Annotated in this window: 14 protein-coding genes; all 14 read left to right on the forward strand. The window is 34.3% G+C overall.

Translation table 11 applies throughout. The annotated features are described in order from the left end of the window. The first annotated feature begins 21 nt into the window (after positions 1 to 21). The 14 genes from EW028_RS09130 to EW028_RS09190 all read left to right on the forward strand — a co-directional run bounded on the left by EW028_RS09130 (position 22) and on the right by EW028_RS09190 (position 16,659). Positions 22 to 5,532, forward strand: coding sequence for an RHS repeat-associated core domain-containing protein (locus tag EW028_RS09130; protein WP_131520639.1), 5,511 nt, complete (start codon positions 22 to 24; stop codon positions 5,530 to 5,532). A 21-nt stretch (positions 5,533 to 5,553) separates the two neighbouring features. After that, positions 5,554 to 6,003, forward strand: a complete 450-nt coding sequence (locus tag EW028_RS09135) for an SMI1/KNR4 family protein (RefSeq protein ID WP_036074795.1) — start codon at positions 5,554 to 5,556, stop codon at positions 6,001 to 6,003. A 231-nt stretch (positions 6,004 to 6,234) separates the two neighbouring features. Continuing rightward, positions 6,235 to 7,086, forward strand: coding sequence for an RHS repeat domain-containing protein (locus EW028_RS25850; RefSeq protein WP_131520640.1), 852 nt, complete (start codon positions 6,235 to 6,237; stop codon positions 7,084 to 7,086). Between the two features lie 19 nt (positions 7,087 to 7,105). Continuing rightward, on the forward strand, positions 7,106 to 7,690 hold the full coding sequence (locus EW028_RS09145) for a hypothetical protein (RefSeq protein WP_227744912.1): 585 nt from the start codon (positions 7,106 to 7,108) through the stop codon (positions 7,688 to 7,690). A 318-nt stretch (positions 7,691 to 8,008) separates the two neighbouring features. Continuing rightward, entirely contained in the window at positions 8,009 to 8,587 is a 579-nt protein-coding gene (locus tag EW028_RS25980; RefSeq protein ID WP_281114986.1) for an AHH domain-containing protein, read from the forward strand. 2 nt (positions 8,588 to 8,589) lie between these two features. After that, the gene (locus tag EW028_RS09155; RefSeq protein WP_131520642.1) at positions 8,590 to 9,135 is read left to right on the forward strand and encodes an imm11 family protein; all 546 of its coding nucleotides are present in this window, start codon (positions 8,590 to 8,592) and stop codon (positions 9,133 to 9,135) included. A 629-nt stretch (positions 9,136 to 9,764) separates the two neighbouring features. Then, on the forward strand, positions 9,765 to 10,019 hold the full coding sequence (locus EW028_RS09160; protein WP_131520643.1) for a DUF7660 family protein: 255 nt from the start codon (positions 9,765 to 9,767) through the stop codon (positions 10,017 to 10,019). A gap of 116 nt (positions 10,020 to 10,135) precedes the next feature. Continuing rightward, complete coding sequence (locus EW028_RS25985; RefSeq protein ID WP_131520644.1) at positions 10,136 to 10,846, forward strand: RHS repeat-associated core domain-containing protein; 711 nt, start codon at positions 10,136 to 10,138, stop codon at positions 10,844 to 10,846. A 22-nt stretch (positions 10,847 to 10,868) separates the two neighbouring features. Further along, positions 10,869 to 11,405 carry a hypothetical protein gene (locus EW028_RS09170; protein WP_131520645.1) on the forward strand — a complete coding sequence of 179 codons (537 nt, stop codon included), beginning with the start codon at positions 10,869 to 10,871 and terminating at the stop codon, positions 11,403 to 11,405. 1,440 nt (positions 11,406 to 12,845) lie between these two features. Further along, entirely contained in the window at positions 12,846 to 14,168 is a 1,323-nt protein-coding gene (locus EW028_RS09175) for an RHS repeat-associated core domain-containing protein (RefSeq protein ID WP_193767346.1), read from the forward strand. Then, positions 14,165 to 15,016 (forward strand): hypothetical protein, encoded by an 852-nt coding sequence (locus tag EW028_RS09180; protein ID WP_131520647.1) that lies wholly within the window; start codon positions 14,165 to 14,167, stop codon positions 15,014 to 15,016. The genes EW028_RS09175 and EW028_RS09180 overlap by 4 nt, the downstream gene beginning before the upstream one ends. Positions 15,017 to 15,612: 596 nt before the next feature. Next, positions 15,613 to 15,798, forward strand: a complete 186-nt coding sequence (locus EW028_RS09185; protein ID WP_227744913.1) for an RHS repeat-associated core domain-containing protein — start codon at positions 15,613 to 15,615, stop codon at positions 15,796 to 15,798. Between the two features lie 180 nt (positions 15,799 to 15,978). Further along, positions 15,979 to 16,125 (forward strand): hypothetical protein, encoded by a 147-nt coding sequence (locus tag EW028_RS25270; RefSeq protein WP_193767347.1) that lies wholly within the window; start codon positions 15,979 to 15,981, stop codon positions 16,123 to 16,125. Next, entirely contained in the window at positions 16,126 to 16,659 is a 534-nt protein-coding gene (locus tag EW028_RS09190) for an SMI1/KNR4 family protein (RefSeq protein WP_131520648.1), read from the forward strand. The last annotated feature ends 1,028 nt before the right edge of the window (positions 16,660 to 17,687 follow it).

Consider the following 17,687-nt stretch of genomic DNA (forward strand, 5'->3'; position numbering starts at 1 on the left):
TTGCTTGAAAGGAGGTAAGCAATGACAACGCTAGAAAAAAAAGAAGTCCACATGATTAGTACGTATGAGGATCTTGTGCTTGAATGGCCTTATCCTCTTATTCATTTAGATAAACTAACCATTAAACATAAAGGCAATGACCATGCGAGATTGTACTTTACAGGAATGATTGCTGAAGAGCAAGCACAAAAGTATATTCAAAGGGTCAGTCATACTGATGAAGTGGTTGTGAAATTTGGACGAGAGCAAGGTATTTTGTTTTCAGGACGAATCGAAAATGCAGAGTTACAGGCTGTTCAAGGTGTGCATTATGTCTTAGTTGAAGCGGTATCGTTTACAGCAAACATGGATATTGAGAAACGTTCCCGGTCTTTCCAAGATGCGACTATGACGTATGTAGAGTTAATGAATCATATTGTGGGAGCCTACCCTCAGGGTGATTACATCGACCATGCTTCTAATAGCCAAGCCATTGGTCATATTTCCATTCAATACTTAGAAACAGATTGGGCATTTATTAAAAGAATGGCCTCAAATCTAAATGCGGTTGTTTTCCCAGATTTAAAAGGAAAAGGGCCGCGATTTTGGTTGGGTACACCGCAAAGTAGGAAAAGCATATCAATCGACCATTTACCTTCCACATTACGAATGGATATCGATACGTATCGGCTGATTACTGAAAACGATGGCACTGATGTAAGCGAAATCGATTATACTTTTTGTGAGTTTGAAAGCACAGAGGCCTATGAGCTAGGCACTACAGTCCAATTAAAAGGAAGATCCTATGTTATTACGGCTCGGGAAGTCTGTCTTGAGGGTGGTGTCTTAACGTTTCACTATACTGCCCAACCAGAGAAAAGTATTCGCCAGCGATTAGTACGCAATTTAGATCTTATTGGGGCAGCTTTTACAGGAAAGATCATCGATGTCACACAGAACACGGTGAAAATTCATTTGGATATTGATAAAAAACAAGATAAAGCAAAGGCCCATTGGTTTGCTTATTCTGCCGATGCGAATGGGGTTATGTATTTAATGCCTCAAATAGGAGCACGTGCCCAATTACATTTTCCGAGTGCAGTGGAAGAAGAGGCTATCGTTATTAGCTCTGTCCGGGTTGACCCAGTCACACCTGAGGGTGGTCAAAAGCAGACGAAGAAAATGGCGGACACGACCGTTAAATCATTAGCGACCAATGCTGGGAAAGATGTGACATTAGGTGTTGGGGATATTACCTTTAGTGCAGTAGATGGGGTATTGGACTTAAAGATGGATGATGGAGAAGGTGTAACATTTCTTAGTAACAGTACCATCATGCTTGCAGCGGACGAAACACTTGACATTAGCGGTATGAAAGAGCTATCTGTAGAGGCGGAAGAGTGGATTGCCATTTCAGCAAAGGAGCAAAGTCATGTAATCCTTGCTGCTGACACACAGTTAATTAGTACACTTATTGATCAGGAAGGTACAGAGAAGAAAAGCCAACCTCCGAAGTTAAATGAAGAAGCAATCGAAGCTACGTCGAAAGTTGACGTCATTTTCCCCCAAAAGGCAGAGGTGAAAAAAGAGAAAAAAGGCTTTTTTAGTAGTTTATTAGATGGTGTAAGTTTGGCACTGGATGTAGCTGGATTCATTCCTGGTATAGGGACAATTGCAGATATTGCGAATGCAGGTATTAGTTTAGCTCGGGGAGACTATATGGGCGCAGCCATGAACTTAGTGGGGGCGGTTCCAATAGTTGGTGATGCAGCAAAAACAGCATACAAGGCCAAGAAAGCAGCAAAAGTGGCAGAGGCAGCGAGTAAAACGGCAAAGGCTGCGGATAAGGCAGTTGATGCTTCAAAAGCAGTTAAAGGGATGAAAGCAGCTTACACAAAAGTATCCAAGACGCTAGATACCGTATCAGCGGTAGCCAACAAGGGCTCAAAGAGCGTCAAGACAGCAGCAGATAAAGTCATCGCCTCCATGGACGAAGTGCTAGCTGTTTCGAAGGCAGTAGACGGTATGAAAGCAATGGCCAAAACAGAGCTAACGAAATTTAACCATGGGGTATTAAAGAAATTTAATTGTACAAAAGGGTTAAGTGATAAATTCTGTAAAAAAGGCTTTGAACCTGTTGATTTAATTACAGGACGAATGATATATGAAGGTGTAGACTTTGAGCTACCTGGACCAATCCCTCTTTCATGGGAACGAGCTTGGTACAGTGATAGTAGCAGGGTTGGCTTGTCAGGTCATGGTATGCACTTTATCTACGATCTTGCCTTAGAGATATTTGAGGAAGAAGACCTGATTGGGATTGTAGTAACAGATGGTCGTGCAGTTGGGTTTCCAATTTTACCAATAAATTTGCCATATTTTAATAAAAAAGAAAGAATGACCCTGATGAATACAGGGGAAGAGTATCATTTGTTTGAGCATGATACACGATTAATTTATGCATTCGAACAAGTAACAACCTCAACATACCGATTAAAAGAAGTAAAAAATGAGCAAGAGCACCATCTTCAATTCGCCTATAACAATAAAGGTTTCCTATCTCAAGTAACAGATAGCGTTGGCAGAATTCTAGATGTTACGACCAATGAGGCAGGAAGAATGACAGAAGTTGCCTTACGTAATCAGAACAATCGTGAAGTATTGGTGCGCTATGTTTATAATGATGTTCAGGATCTAATCGAAATTCAGGATGCATTAGGTCAGAGCACGCATATAACCTATGTGAATCACTTAATGATGCAAAAAATCGACCGCAATAAAAATAGCTTCTTCTGGCGCTACGATGGCCCAACAACAGGGGCACGAGTAATCAGAACATGGGGAGATGGCAATGTTCTAGCAGGTGAGCTTGCCTATTTCGACGGCTATAATGAAATCACTAATAGTTTAGGACATACAAGCTATTACTATTTTAATGAAGATAACTTGTGTACGAAAATTGTCTATCCAGATGGCAGTGAAGTCAGCTATCAATATAATGAGGACTTTGAATTACTCCAAGAAGTAGATGAAGATGGCCGCACAACAACATTCAGCTATGATGAATGGGCAAATCCGGTAACCATCACTCTTGCAGATGGCAGTACATTATCCTCACAGTATGATACTAAGGATAGGCTCATTCAAGCAGTTAACGCAGAGGGCGGAAGTCGTCAGTGGATCTATAATGAAGACGGTACATTGCAGGCAATTATGTTAGAAGACGGTACAAAGACTGAATTTTCCTATAATGAGTATCGTTTAATTGACACAGTGACAAATGCGCAAGGTCATATGGTAAGCTTAGCGTATGATGCAGATTTGAACTTGAGCCAAGTGACATTACCAGACGGGACAAGCTCCACTTGGACATATGACCGCCGAGGTAACTGCATTAGTACAACCAATCCATTAGGGGCGACAGAGAAGTTCCGTTACGATCACTTGAATCGCCTTGTTCGCGCAAATCTTTCAGATGGTAACGATGTGCAATTACAGTACAATGCCTATGACGATATTATTTTTGCGAAAGATAACCATACGCAAGTTGCCTTTGATTACACGATTCTTGGTAGCCTAACGTCTCGAAAACAAGGTGGTAAGAAAGTACAATTCACTTATGATACAGAGGAGCAATTAACCGCTGTGATCAATGAAAGAGGCGAAGCATATACGTTTGAACGTGATACGAAAGGCCATATCATCAAGGAAATCGGCTTTGATGATATGGAAAAAACGTATGAGCGAAGTCCAGCAGGATTGGTTCAGCGCATCCAACGTCCAGGAAATCGTTGGACAGCGTATCAGCATGATGATCTAGGGAATGTCATACGATCAGACTACTATGATGGCACATGGGAAACGTTTGCCTATGACAAAAACGGCTCGCTAAAAGAAACGGAAAACGACCATGTAACCGTCAAACTAGAACGAGACCCATCCGGCCAAGTCATCAAGGAGTGGCAAAATGACCAGTGGATTGCCAGTAGCTATGACGAGTTAGGCAATCGCTCCCAAATAACAAGCAGCCTCGGTGCCAAAATCGATGTCATGCGTAATGAGCTGGGCAATATCTTACAAATGACTGCCTCTCGCTCCGAGCAAGCCCAGTGGACAGCCTCGATGCAATACAATGAACTCGGGCAAGAGATTGAGCGAATCCTGCCAGGGGATGTCATCAGTAAATGGCAATATGACATCACAGGTAGACCAACACACCATCGCGTAAGTAGTCAAAGCCGAAATACGCGAAGACGTGTGTATAATTGGGATGTGAATCACCAATTACGCAGCATGGTCAATGAGCTAACTGGTGTAAAAGTAACGTATGGTTACGACGAATTCAGTAACCTCGTCTGGGCCAATCAAGACAGTAAATTTGATTTCTTATACCGTAGCGTCGATGATGTCGGCAATCTATATGAAACAAAAGACAAAAAAGATCGTGTTTATGGTGCTGGCAGTAGATTACTAGAATCACAAGATGCCCAATTCTCTTATGATGAAGAAGGAAATCTCGTAGAGAAAGTCGAAAAGAATGGTGATACGTGGAAGTATGAGTACTATGGCAATGGCATGTTGTCGAAGGTCATTAAGCCAGATCATACGGAAGTTACTTTCAAGTATGATTCATTAGGTAGGCGAATAGAGAAGCGTTCTGAGGATAAGGCAACGCATTTTGTATGGGATGGCAATACGATTCTGCATGAGTACTCCACACAGAATGTTGCAGATACTTTAGACAATCTGAAATCTTTACAGACTGATACCGATATAGCAGATGATCTTGTTACATGGGTGTTCAATGACGGCTTCGTCCCTTCTGCAAAGATTACGAGTGAAGGTCATTATAGCATTATTAGTGATTATCTTGGAACGCCTGTTGAAGCCTATGATGAAAAAGGGAATAGGGTTTGGACAGCTGAACTTGATGTTTATGGACGAGTGAAAGAAGTTACAGGTGAGAAAGACTTCATTCCATTCCGTTATCAAGGGCAGTATGAAGATGTGGAAATAGGATTGTATTATAACCGATTCCGATACTACGACTCAGATGTGGGGATGTATACTCAGCCAGACCCGATTGGGCTTGCAGGGAATAACCCAACGTTGTATGGGTATGTTAGAGATCCGCTTATGGATATTGATCCATTTGGGTTGATAAATTGGAAAAAAATTAGTTGGACTGCTACTCGACCAAAGGGTACTAAACAAACATATGATGTATATCAAAGGGATGATATCGACTGGGATAAAGTAAGAACACTTGGTAGTGCAAAGGGGAGAGGAATGACAAATAGAGATGCGGCGAATAAATATGGATTAGCACCTCAACTTGCTGATGGTAGCTTTGTAACTTTACATCACTTAGGTCAAGATTCGAGGGGAGCATTAGTAGAGGCAAGTACTCGATATCATGGAGTAGGAAAATATGGGCAGGATATATTGCATAGCCAATTTGGAAGAAACAAGCCACATCCTATTTATCCAATAAATAGACCTCAATTTAATGTTGATACTAGAGAATATTTTAAAACACGATGTAAAAAATAGAATTTTGGAGGTAAATAAAATATGAAAGATATGAATGAATTACGAAATAAATATAAAGCTTTATATGATATTGATGGAGTTTCTAAAGAGGATTTAGATAAAATTGAAAATGAACTTCAAATAAAGCTACCTAGTGATTTCCGTGAAATATCTGGCTTTTACAGTGGAGGTATTGTTGGTGGGATAGATATCCATTCTTTTCTATTTTCTGAGCCAACTAATTTTATAAGCGAAACTATAAGAATCCGAGAAGCAGTTGGTTTGCCGAACAGATTTATTGTAATTGCTGAAGAAGCTGAAAGTATTATTGTTATGGATACTGAAAAAAAACCATCAATTATGTGGCTTGATTCTGTAGAAGTAACTAAATTAGAAATGCAGGATTTTATTTCTAAACCAGATGTATGGGAGGACTTTTCTGACTTTTTTAATTACTTACTAGATGAGGAAGAGGAAGAACGGAAATATTAAAAAGTTTAATAAATAAGAGTAATATTAAATTAAGAAAAATACTATTACTGATTTAAACGAGACATATGTAAAGTAAATGAATTAGATTTTACTTTACATATGTTTTTGTGTTATTTGAAAACTTATATCTGGCTTTTTGGTAAAATAACAAAATAATACTTGTAACATACAAAAAGTAAAAAACAATTTTTTTATAATTGTATTAATAAAGGATAAGGCAACTCATTTTGTATGCATGGCAATACGATTCTACATAAGTATTCCACGCAGAATGCTGCAGATACTTTAGATAATCTAAATACTTCACAAACCGATACTGCTATTGCAGATAATCTTGTTACATGGGTGTTCAATGATAGCTTCGTCCCTTCTGCAAAGATTACGAGTGAAGGTCATTACAGTATTATTAGTGATTATCTCGGAACGTCTGTTGAAGCCTATGATGATGAGGGTAATAGAGTTTGGTCTGCTCAGCTTGATATTTATGGACGAGTGAAAGAGTTCACTGGTGAGAAAGACTTTATTCCATTCCGTTATCAAGGGCAGTATGAAGATGTAGAAACAGGATTGTATTATAACCGATTCCGATACTACGACCCAGAACAAGGGAATTATACTCAAATTGACCCGATTGGACTTGCGGGTGGGAATCCTACCTTATATGGATATGTCCGGGATACAAATAACAATATTGATAAATTTGGTTTATATTCAGATTTATTGGATACTGGTATGGGACATCATTTGATGCCGAGATCAATAGCAAAGGCTTTAGACATTTCAGAGTTAAGTCAAATTCATTCAATTTCTTGGTATCCAGATGAAGGAGCGGGAACGGCAGAACTTCACAAAAAATTGCATAGAAAGCTTATAGAAGATGGAATACCTTATCATGGTTCAAAATTTACTGGTACAACAGATGAATTTTTTGAAAAAGCTGCTAAAGCTTACAAAGACATTGACGTTAAAGGTTTTTTAAAAATCCCATACACAAAAGAAAAGTTATTCAAAGATTTAACTCCTGCAGAAGCTTTAGAGAAATTAAAAGAATTACATTCTAATGGAAAAATCCCTTGTAAATAGAAAAAAAGGAGATGTTATAATGGATAGAATTTTAGATACTGGGAGTTACGGAATTTGTTTATTTTCAATAGACGTCCTGCAAGACTTTTTAAAGAAAGAAAAAGTTAGGACAAAAAAAATTTTAAAAAATTTTCAGGATAATCATAATCGTTATTTAGCTTCACTTAAAAATGGTATTTGGATACCTTTTTTGCCTATAAATTCCATAGAGTATATAATCAAACTTGAAAATTGTAATCAGTCATTTGACGATGAATGGGAAGAAAAATTCGTTTATCATGACTTTAATATTGAAGTTAAAGATTCATTGTGGATTGCAGATATTGGTTCATTTTATGAATTTGATAAAAATGAATTTTTAGGAAATGATGAAGTATCTTATGAAACTTTAGATGGTAAAACACTATATTCCGGATTTAGATACAGTGTTTCTTCTGGTAAATATTCGGTATCTATAAAAGGATTTGCGCGTAAGAAGAAATTAGATTATCCAAATTCAAACTTTGGTTTTTTGTTTTCTCTAAAAAAAGTAAACGAATTTGAAGGTTTTAATGATCCACGGGAAGATGAAAGATATAACTTTAATGTGGCAAAGATAGATTAAAATAGTATAGGAGAGATACCTAAGTATCAATTCTGAGGGGCAATAAATCACACTAAAGGGATTTTTGCCCCTTTTCAAATTACAGTGATTTCAAGAAATATGGAATAAGATTCTCGATGAGTGTTTCACGCAGAATGATACAGTTGAACGAGAAAACTTAGTTGAGTCACAAAACAAGCATGAATTACAGAACAATCTAGTTACATGAGTATTTAATGAAAGGTTTGTCCCTTCTACAAAGATTACGAGTGAAGGGTAGAAGCTTTTGACGAAGAGGGTAATAGGGTTTGGTATGCTCAGCTTGATATTTATGGACGAGTGAAAGAGTGTTATCAAGGGCAGTATGAAGATGTGGAAATAGGATTGTATTATAACCGATTCCGATACTACGACCCAGAGCAAGGGAATTATACTCAGATTGATCCGATAGGTCTTGCAGGAGGAAATCCTACGCTTTATGGGCATGTCAGTGATACGAATATTTGGATTGATATATTTGGGCTTTCTTATACAAAAGAGCTTAAGAAAAATATGAATAAAGCTAACAAAGAACTGGCCAAAACAGAAGGATATATGAAAAGGGCTTGGCATAAGGAGAAAGGGTCGGCTGCCCATCATATTGTTGCTGGCGATGATTTAAGGGCTCAGCCTGCGAGGGATATATTAGCTCATTATAAAATCGATGTAAATTCAGCTGATAATGGTATTTATTTGAAACACATATACCCTAATAGTAAACAACCAGGAGCGTATCATAGGGTGATTCATACAAATAAATATTATGAGGATGTAAACAAACAAATAATCAATGCAAGTAAAGTTGGAGGGAAATCAGCTGTAGAAAAAGAATTAGAGTTAATTAGGAATGAATTATTATTTGACAAGAAGGTGTATTAATTTTGGATATATATGAAATTAAAAGTGACTATGATGTTTTTAAATTTTTTGTATTTAAACAAGGAAGTTCATCTAACTATTTAAACTTTGAAGGTCAAAAATTAGGAGACAATTGGATACCTTTAGAGTTTGAAATTTTCAAAGAAAAAGGAAAGAAAAAGGATAAACGATTTGAAGATTTTGATGCTTCATGCTATTTTGATGGTATTTTAATCGTGAATAATAATCTGAAAGAGATTTTGGAAGCTAATTATAGTGAAAAAGTTGAAATTTTGCCAGTTAATACGGATAGAGGTCCATATTATTATATAAATGTAACGAATAAAATTAAATCTATTAAAAATGTGGATAAAATGTCTTCAGACGAAATAATGGAAATGGTAAGAAATAATAGGTACGTTTTTGATCTTCAAACTGTAAAAAACGAGTCCATATTTAGAGATAGCAAAATGTCATCAAGCTATTTTGTTACAGATTTCTTTATTAATCTAATGAATAATAATCAAATCAAAGGATTACGTTATGAAAAAGTTGGTCATACAGAATAGTAAAAAACGTATAACGAAAATATACAAAACAGGATATTACAAATTATTATTTTTGTTCCGAAAAAAATTAAACTAATTACTATTGAAGATGTGTTATCGCTTCCAGAGATTTGGTTTTAGCTTCTTCCAAATTCGAAAAAATGAAATTTAAATATAAAGGGATGTTTTCATTAGATAGCTTTTATTTACTATTTAAAATGATGCGTTTTTAATTTTTTGTAGTAAAAAAATTAAATTTTGTCAACTGTGCCCCATAATTTAGCAGTTTAGTAAAAAAAGAATGCTGTATTAATTAGATGACTTCTGCATGTTGCCGAAGTCATCTCTTTTAATATTTCGAAAACTCTTTTCTATGCTAGGAGCTTCCTTGTAACTCTTAGGCTATGGATAAGAAAATATCTTCTCAGTTAAGGTAAATACAACTGTTTTACTATGTTAATGTTTGAAAGGATACTGATGAATACTAGCAGGTATTGATGAAATTCCAGTAAACTGGGCAAGTGAAGAATCAATGGTTTAAAATATCAACAAAAAATGGTGGGACATCAATTGTTTTAAAGAGGTGGATCTAGACAGGTGATTTGTAGGAAAAATAGAGTCAATAGTTGAAATAGAGAGGTGTGAATAATATGGATTGGTACAACAAAATTGAAAACGTATCAAACAAGCAACAATTCTTAGAATTTGTAAATTTATTATCAACGGATTATCAAAAAAATATAGATGAATGGGAGAATAAATCTATAGATTTATTTCTTCAAGCCATTGAGGGATGGATGGAAGATATGGAAGGATTTTATGAAAATTCTGGTTTAGATACACCCAAAAATATAGACTTGAAACTATTGTATATTATGCTATATGTAGGTAAGGTATATGAATAAAAGGCCCACGCTAAAAAAGAATTAGTTATGTGAGATTTGTATGGAGAGACTTTAAATTGATGAGTGTGGTGTAAATAATAAATCAATTTAAGGAATTTATTAGATCGATTGATTAGTTGAAGAAGCTTATTAGTGATTATCTAGGTACACCTTCTGAAGCCTACGAAAATGATGGTAATAAGGTTTGGTCCAATGAGTTAGATATTTATGGCCAGTCAAAAGCGTTTAACAGTGACAAGGATTTTATACCATTCCGATATCAAGGGCAATACGAGGATGAAGAAACTGGCCTTTACTACAACAGATTTAGAAATTATTCACCAATTGAGGGTATGTATACGCAAAAGGATCCAATTGGGCTTAATGGAGGTTTGGTCTTATATGGCTATGTACAAGATACAAATAACTCAATAGATATTTTTGGTCTTTCTTGTACTAAAGAGTTAAAGAAAAATATGAACAAAGCTAATCGAGAGTTAAGAAAGAATGAAGGGTACATGAAACGTGCTTGGCATAAGTATAAAGGTTCAGCAGCTCATCATATTGTAGCGGGGGATCATTCAAACCAAGCAGCTCAGAGGGCAAGAGATGTACTAAAAAGAGTAGATATTGATATCAATAGTGCTCATAATGGAATTTATTTAAAACATATGGATCCAAATAGTAAACAACCAGGGGCTTATCATAGAATAATTCATACCAAAGAATATTTTGAAAATGTTGCTCAAAGATTAGAATCTGCTGAGATGTTAGGAGGAAGAGCGTTAGTAAAAGCTGAATTAGAATTAATACGAAATGATTTACTATTTAATAAAAAAATATGGTAATAAAACAAGGCGAGGGATTAATATGGATATATTTAAAATAGGAAATGATTTTGACTATTTTGATTTGACTTTTCTTGATGAAAAAGACGTGAGACTTTTTTCAACTTTTAAAGGACAAAAAATTACTTTAGAATGGAAAGAAGATATTTTTGCAATATCAAAGGATAATTTACAAAAAAATGAGCTTTTAGATTTTGATGCACGTTGTTTTGGTTCTACTTTAATTGTGAAAAAGAAATTTGAAAATCAATTTAAAAAATTACAGCCAAATGAAATTGAAATGTTTCCTGTAAGGATAAAAAATATTTCGGAGGATTTCATATATATAAATGTACTTAAAGTAATTCCTGCTATTGATTTTGATGGTTTAGATACCCAACAATCTCTTAGTATGCTAAGAAATAAAGAAATTAAGTTCAAATTAAACGAAATATCCGATCAAATTCTCTTTAGAGATGTTAAAATTAATTTTTATTATTGTACTCAAAAGTTTATTGACTTTATTGAAAATAATCAAATTAAAGGTTTATCTTTTGATAAAGTTGGGGTAGCAACATGAGTACAAAGGAATAAATATTACAGTTAAATAATGACAATACCTATTTCTCATTAAGACTTCTTGAATAGAAATATATTTTTCCGTTGTAAGATGCTTCAATAGCTCTAATCACTTAGACGAATGATTCGCCTGCCGAAAGCAAAAAATTCACGACATAAATTAAAGATGTTCTGTTGGTAATGGGATGAAATGTACGAAGGCCGGAATTTTTTGTATTAAAATATATCTTCAAGTAGAAGTAGAATTTTTAGTCATATATCGTAATAATAGATGATTATTGGGAAAATATTGAAACATAGGTAAGAAGGAATTTTTAATACTTCTTTACCTATGTTTTTTGTGTTAATGATACTTACAGGAAGCAAACACAAAGATAGAAGCAAGAAGTGAATAAAATAAAAAGTAGATGGAAACCAGGAATAAATGATGACGCAACTATTAAAAGAGTACAAAAAGAAAAATAAAAGCAGGGGATCTTCCAAGAGGTAAAGAAACTTGTAATAAACTTGGATAGATAAATCAATTAATGAGGAGAGGTTTTATATGGAAAAGAAAATTAAAGATTTATTGATAAATTAGCTCGATTAATAGAACTAGCTGATATTAAAAAAGATAAATATTTATTCCAGACCCATCATATGAAATAATGGATGAAATTGAAGCGTTAGATAATGCATTTGATTATTTAGAACCTATATTTCTATTAGATGAAAGACGCCCTTTGGTGTCTTGGAGCACTTGGGAGTTTTTTAGAAAAGTTTTATCATGATGGCTATGAAGACTTGTGTGTTAAGTCCTGAATTAATAAGAGACTTTCGATTAAGACAAGGATTTTTTGAAGCTTACCCACCCTATGATGAAGAGAATAAACTATTCTTTTTAATGGATGGGAGTCTGTGCCTTTTTCAATAGAATTAACAGATAGTGAATAAAGTCCTATTTATGAAAACCAAAAGAAGATTGCCAGCTCTCTTGAAGAATTTTTATCCAAGATCATGGAAGATCCTGAGTACTTCCAACAGGATTAGTAAAAAGATAAAAAGGGCATTAAATAAAGACAAAAGAAGATTAGAAATTGTTTGAAACGAGAGAGGCAATATTCTTTATGATTTGAAGGTACTCTCCTTCAGAAGGTTAGAAGATTGAGCATTTGACCAAAAAGTATCTTGAATATATTTCGAACCTAATTAAAAGAGAGTAGCATAAATCCATAGAATTTGGATTATTGCTACTCTTTTATTATAGTGCAAGGACTCTCATCAGTTTCCAGTAAATATAGTCAACACTGAAGCTTTAAAAAAGCAAAAACCGCTAGAATTTTAATTTTAAAGAATTTATTGTTAATTATTGAAGAAAGATATTGAAATGACTTGATGTCACCTCACATAACACATCTGAAATAGAATTACTATTTGGGATGTGAATCACCAATTACGCAGCATGGTCAATGAGCTAACTGGTGTAAAAGTAACGTACGGATACGACGAATTCAGTAACCTCGTCTGGGCCAATCAAGACAGTAAATTTGATTTCTTATACCGTAGCGTCGATGATGTCGGTAATCTATATGAAACAAAAGACAAAAAAGATCGCGTTTACGGCCCTGGTAGTAGATTACTTGAAACGAAAGATGCCCAATTCTCTTATGATGAAGAAGGAAATCTCATAGAGAAAGTCGAAAACAATGGTGATACGTGGAAGTACGAGTATTATGGCAATGGCATGATGTCGAAGGTCATTCGTCCTGATCTCACAGAAGTTATTTTCAAGTATGATGCTCTAGGTAGACGGATAGAGAAGCGTTCTGAGGATAAGGCAACTCATTTTGTATGGGATGGCAATACGATTCTGCATGAGTACTCCACACAGAATGTTGCAGATACTTTAGACAATCTGAATTCTTCACAGACTGATACCGATATAGCAGATGATCTTGTTACATGGGTGTTCAATGACGGCTTCGTCCCTTCTGCAAAGATTACGAGTGAAGGTCATTATAGTATTATTAGTGATTATCTCGGAACGTCTGTTGAAGCCTATGATGATGAGGGTAATAGAGTTTGGTCTGCAGAGCTTGATGTTTACGGTAGAGTGAAAGAATTTACAGGTGAGAAAGACTTTATTCCATTTAGATATCAAGGTCAGTATGATGATGTAGAAATTGGATTGTATTATAACCGATTCCGATACTACGACTCAGAGCAAGGGAATTATACTCAAATAGATCCGATTGGACTTGCGGGTGGGAATCCTACTTTGTATGGTTATGTCGGGAACCCAAATAATTCATTGGATATATTTGGTCTAGCCCCTAAATCTCCAATGCTTCCTGGTGTAGATTTATCAGAATTGAACTTAATTATGTATAAACCAACAAAAGTAACACCAATAAATGGATCGTATTATCAAGGTATAGAACGTGCTTGGGAATTAGAAAAAGAATTGGTTGAAAAAACAGGGAGTGGATCTCATCTTTGGGATGAAGCTGAAATAGAAGAACTAAAAAGCCGGGGAAAAGTGAGTGGTTATACAGGACATCATATTACTAATCATAAGAACGGGGCTTTAGGGAATGCTTGGAAGGGAGATCCAAGAAATATTAGATTTTTACCTAATGCTAAACATGTTGGAGGATATAATGAACATTTATATGGTGAGAGAGGTCATAGAGGAAGTTATACTAATGCAACTACTGGTAGACTAATTGATCGCCAAGCAATGATAGATAGATATAACAGTGAAAGGAGCTGTAAAAAACGATGAAGTATCTAGCTCGTTCAATTTCTAAGCAAGAAAATGCCAATAAGATAAAATGTTTAGGAACATCTACAGAAACTAAACGGGAGTTAGGAAAAGTTTTCAAACTTCCAATTTTAAGCCAAGCGCTTTTGAAATGGTACAGTGATTTACCAAAATCCAAAGATATAATGTTTTATTGGACTAACGATTTCTATATATTTGGTATAGAAAATCTAACAGTTGCGTTAGAAGGTTACAGGTTTATAAGAGATGATAAAGGTTGGATAGATATTTCAAAGACAATGAAATGGCGTGAAAATTGGATTATTATTTCCAGTTGGAGTGGAAATCCAGTGATTGCCGATATAAGTAAAGCAGAAACTCCAATTTATTACGATTATGTTGGAGAAGATTTTTCACCAAAACTACTAGTGGATTCACTAGAAAAATTCGACTATTTTCTATCTGTTTGGCTTGATAAACACGATGATAGATACTATAAAAGAGGTGAATATCAATCTGATTTTTATGATTTAATGGAGAAAGAGTGGAAAGTTAAGTTAAGTGAGGAGGAAATTAGGGTTTTATGCGGATTTCTTCCTATTGTAAAATCAAAAGATAATTTTGCTCCAATTGAGCAACGGATTATAGAAAAAGCAAAAAAGAATTATGTGTATCTGGATAATCCAGGTGAAAATAAATCAAAAGTGATACTAGCATTAAAAAAAGAAACAGGATTATCACTTGATGAGATACGAAACGGTTTAAATAATAAAGGATTTCTAATAGCTGCGGGATATGGAGAAAATATTTTAGTTTTAGCTGAATACTTTATTTCTTTAGGTGCAAAAGTGAGGATTGAGCAGAAATAAATCATTATAGTGTATTCATTAGAAACTAAAATATAGAGGAATTTAATTTATGAAAAAGAGGCTTATAAAGCCCGAAATAGATAGGTTGGAAAATTCAGAAAAATTTCAAGTTAATCATAATCGTTTTTTTGTTTTAAAGTAGTATTTACCTTTTTACCTTAAACATGAAAATTGTAAACAGTTATCTGAAGTTGAATGGGAAGATAAGGACTATTGAAGATATTGGTGCAATTAATGAATTAGAAGGCTTAATAATCTATGGGAAGATGGAAGGTATAACTTTAATATAGGGGGTAAAGTGGTAATTTTTAAAAATATAATAAGAGAAAGATTATAATATTGGCAATATCATAGTTAGATAAATAATAGTAGAAATATAAAAAAGAAGGCGCTTTAGCCTTCTTTTTTCATATCATCGCGTAAGCGAACAGTTTTCATTCCGTTGCATTTAAGAAATGTTTTGAGAAAACAGTCTGTTAATAGAGACTGAGAATAAACATACATGCAATCTTCAAGCTTGAGCGAGATCCATCTGGTTCTGAAGAGACTTTATTCCATTTAGATATCAGGGGCAGTATGAGGATGTAGAAATCTGATTGTATTATAACCGATTCCGATACTATGACCCAGAGCAAGGGAATTATACTCAAATTGACCCGATTGGACTTGTAGGCGGGAATCCTACATTATACGGTTATGTTAGTGATCTAAATGCAATGATAGATCCCTTTGGATTAATAGTAAGGCAACCAATCATTTTCCTTTCTACTGGTGAGGAGTAATACATCCTAAAACTATAAGTCCGAATAATCCACATGGTATATTTACTATAGATGCAACTGGTTCATATTTTGATGATAGAGCCGCACTTGCAAAAGAAGCTGGAATTAATGATCCAGGCAAAAATTATCGATCTCATCATATAGATTACGATCCTAAGACGAATACAATGAGAATGCAATTTGTACACGAAGAATACCATAAATACCCCACATGTAGGCGGTGCTGATGACTTTAAAAAGGATACAGGTTTTAAATATGGTTCGCCAGAAGCAGTTGCGGAAGCAACTAAAAGAAGAAATAAATTAAAAGGAGGGTGTGTAACCTAAATGAACAACAATTTTAAAAGTAATTCTAATGAATTTTTTAATAATGATATTTTATTTGAGAATTCTTGGAAGAGTATATCGCTTTCCCAAATAAATGAAATTGTACCTGATGAGTTTCCAGGTAAAAAAGATTTTATAAAGTTTTACCTTACTACTAATGGTGGAGTGTTTTCTAAAGGGGCATATATTTATCCGCATAATTTTTATGAAGCTTCAAATAAGGATTATTATTCTATAGAAATTGGTAGTTTTTTTCATATCCCCTTAATCGAAGATGAGGAAGATTCTGATTATACAACATCTATTGAAAGAGCAAAAGATAGAAGGATAGATTATTCTGAGGAATTTGAAGACTTTGTTCTATTTCATATTCCTTTTGCTGATAATCATGCTGATAATGATTTTTGGATTGATATTCAAACAGGAGAAATTAAATACATGGATTATGAAGTAAGTTACGACCCTGAGAATGCTATTATTGTTGCTCCTTCATTTCTTGATTTTTGCAAGCATATTCAGGCAAAACTTAAGTAAGATAATATAGTTTTCAGAAACATGTGTATGAGGAAATAAGACTACGAGGGCATCTAGAGCATTATATAATTATCTGGATTTTTAAGTTGTACAAACGATATTGTTGTTGTATGGATGATGTACACTTTATCCTAATGTTTTGTTTCTTAAAGATTTCAAGATTCTTTCTGAAGTTGTGAGCTTTACTATAATTGAACTAGTAGTAAATATTTATGATGAATATTTCCAAACATAGGTAAGAAGACGCTATTAGCACTTCTTTACCTATGTTTTTGTGTATTAGAGAAGAATTAATGTATCGTGTATTTGGTGTTAATCTATCTTTGGACGTTCAAAGTTATTAAAATTTTCATAACGGAACTTCTCCTTAGTGGATTGTTTGCGCTATTTACCTCGAATATATAAATGTTTCAAATGTTTTAACATCAATTAATTTTGATGGTTTAGATATGCAAGAATCTCTTGCAATGCTGCGAGGTGAAAACATCAGATTTAATTTAGAAAAAATAGAAGATAAAACTATTTTTAGAGATATTAGAATTAACAATTTGTATCAACGCCATTATTGAAGCTATCTCCCCATTTATACGAAATAAAGTTCGTACTAGTAAAACGCCAACCAGTTAAAGAGTATGCTGAAGCTGTGTTTTGAAATATAGAAAATAATAAAACAAAAGACAGAAGCATAACATCAAGTTTCGATTTTGAATTCAAGTTAAAACCCCTAGGTATTTTTTAAACAACCCCATTTTATACCAATAATTAAAATATATAAATAATTTTTATAAATTAGTTAATTTTAGTAAAAAGGTAGTTCGAAAGTCTTGGTCAGCCTTGATATCAAAACTTAAAGAGTTGTGGAACGGATTCTTGTTCAACTAACGAAGAAATTTAGTTGAATATGTAACTTTTGGTGGATAATTGGTGTCTATATAAAAGAGGTGGGTAAATAAAATAAAAAAATTATTCTATGGTTTGATCGCATTAGCTTTATTCATGATTACAGGATGCAATATTCAAGGGGGAAC

This window comes from Lysinibacillus sp. OL1 (assembly GCF_004332175.1).
In the GTDB taxonomy this organism is placed as follows: domain Bacteria; phylum Bacillota; class Bacilli; order Bacillales_A; family Planococcaceae; genus Lysinibacillus; species Lysinibacillus capsici.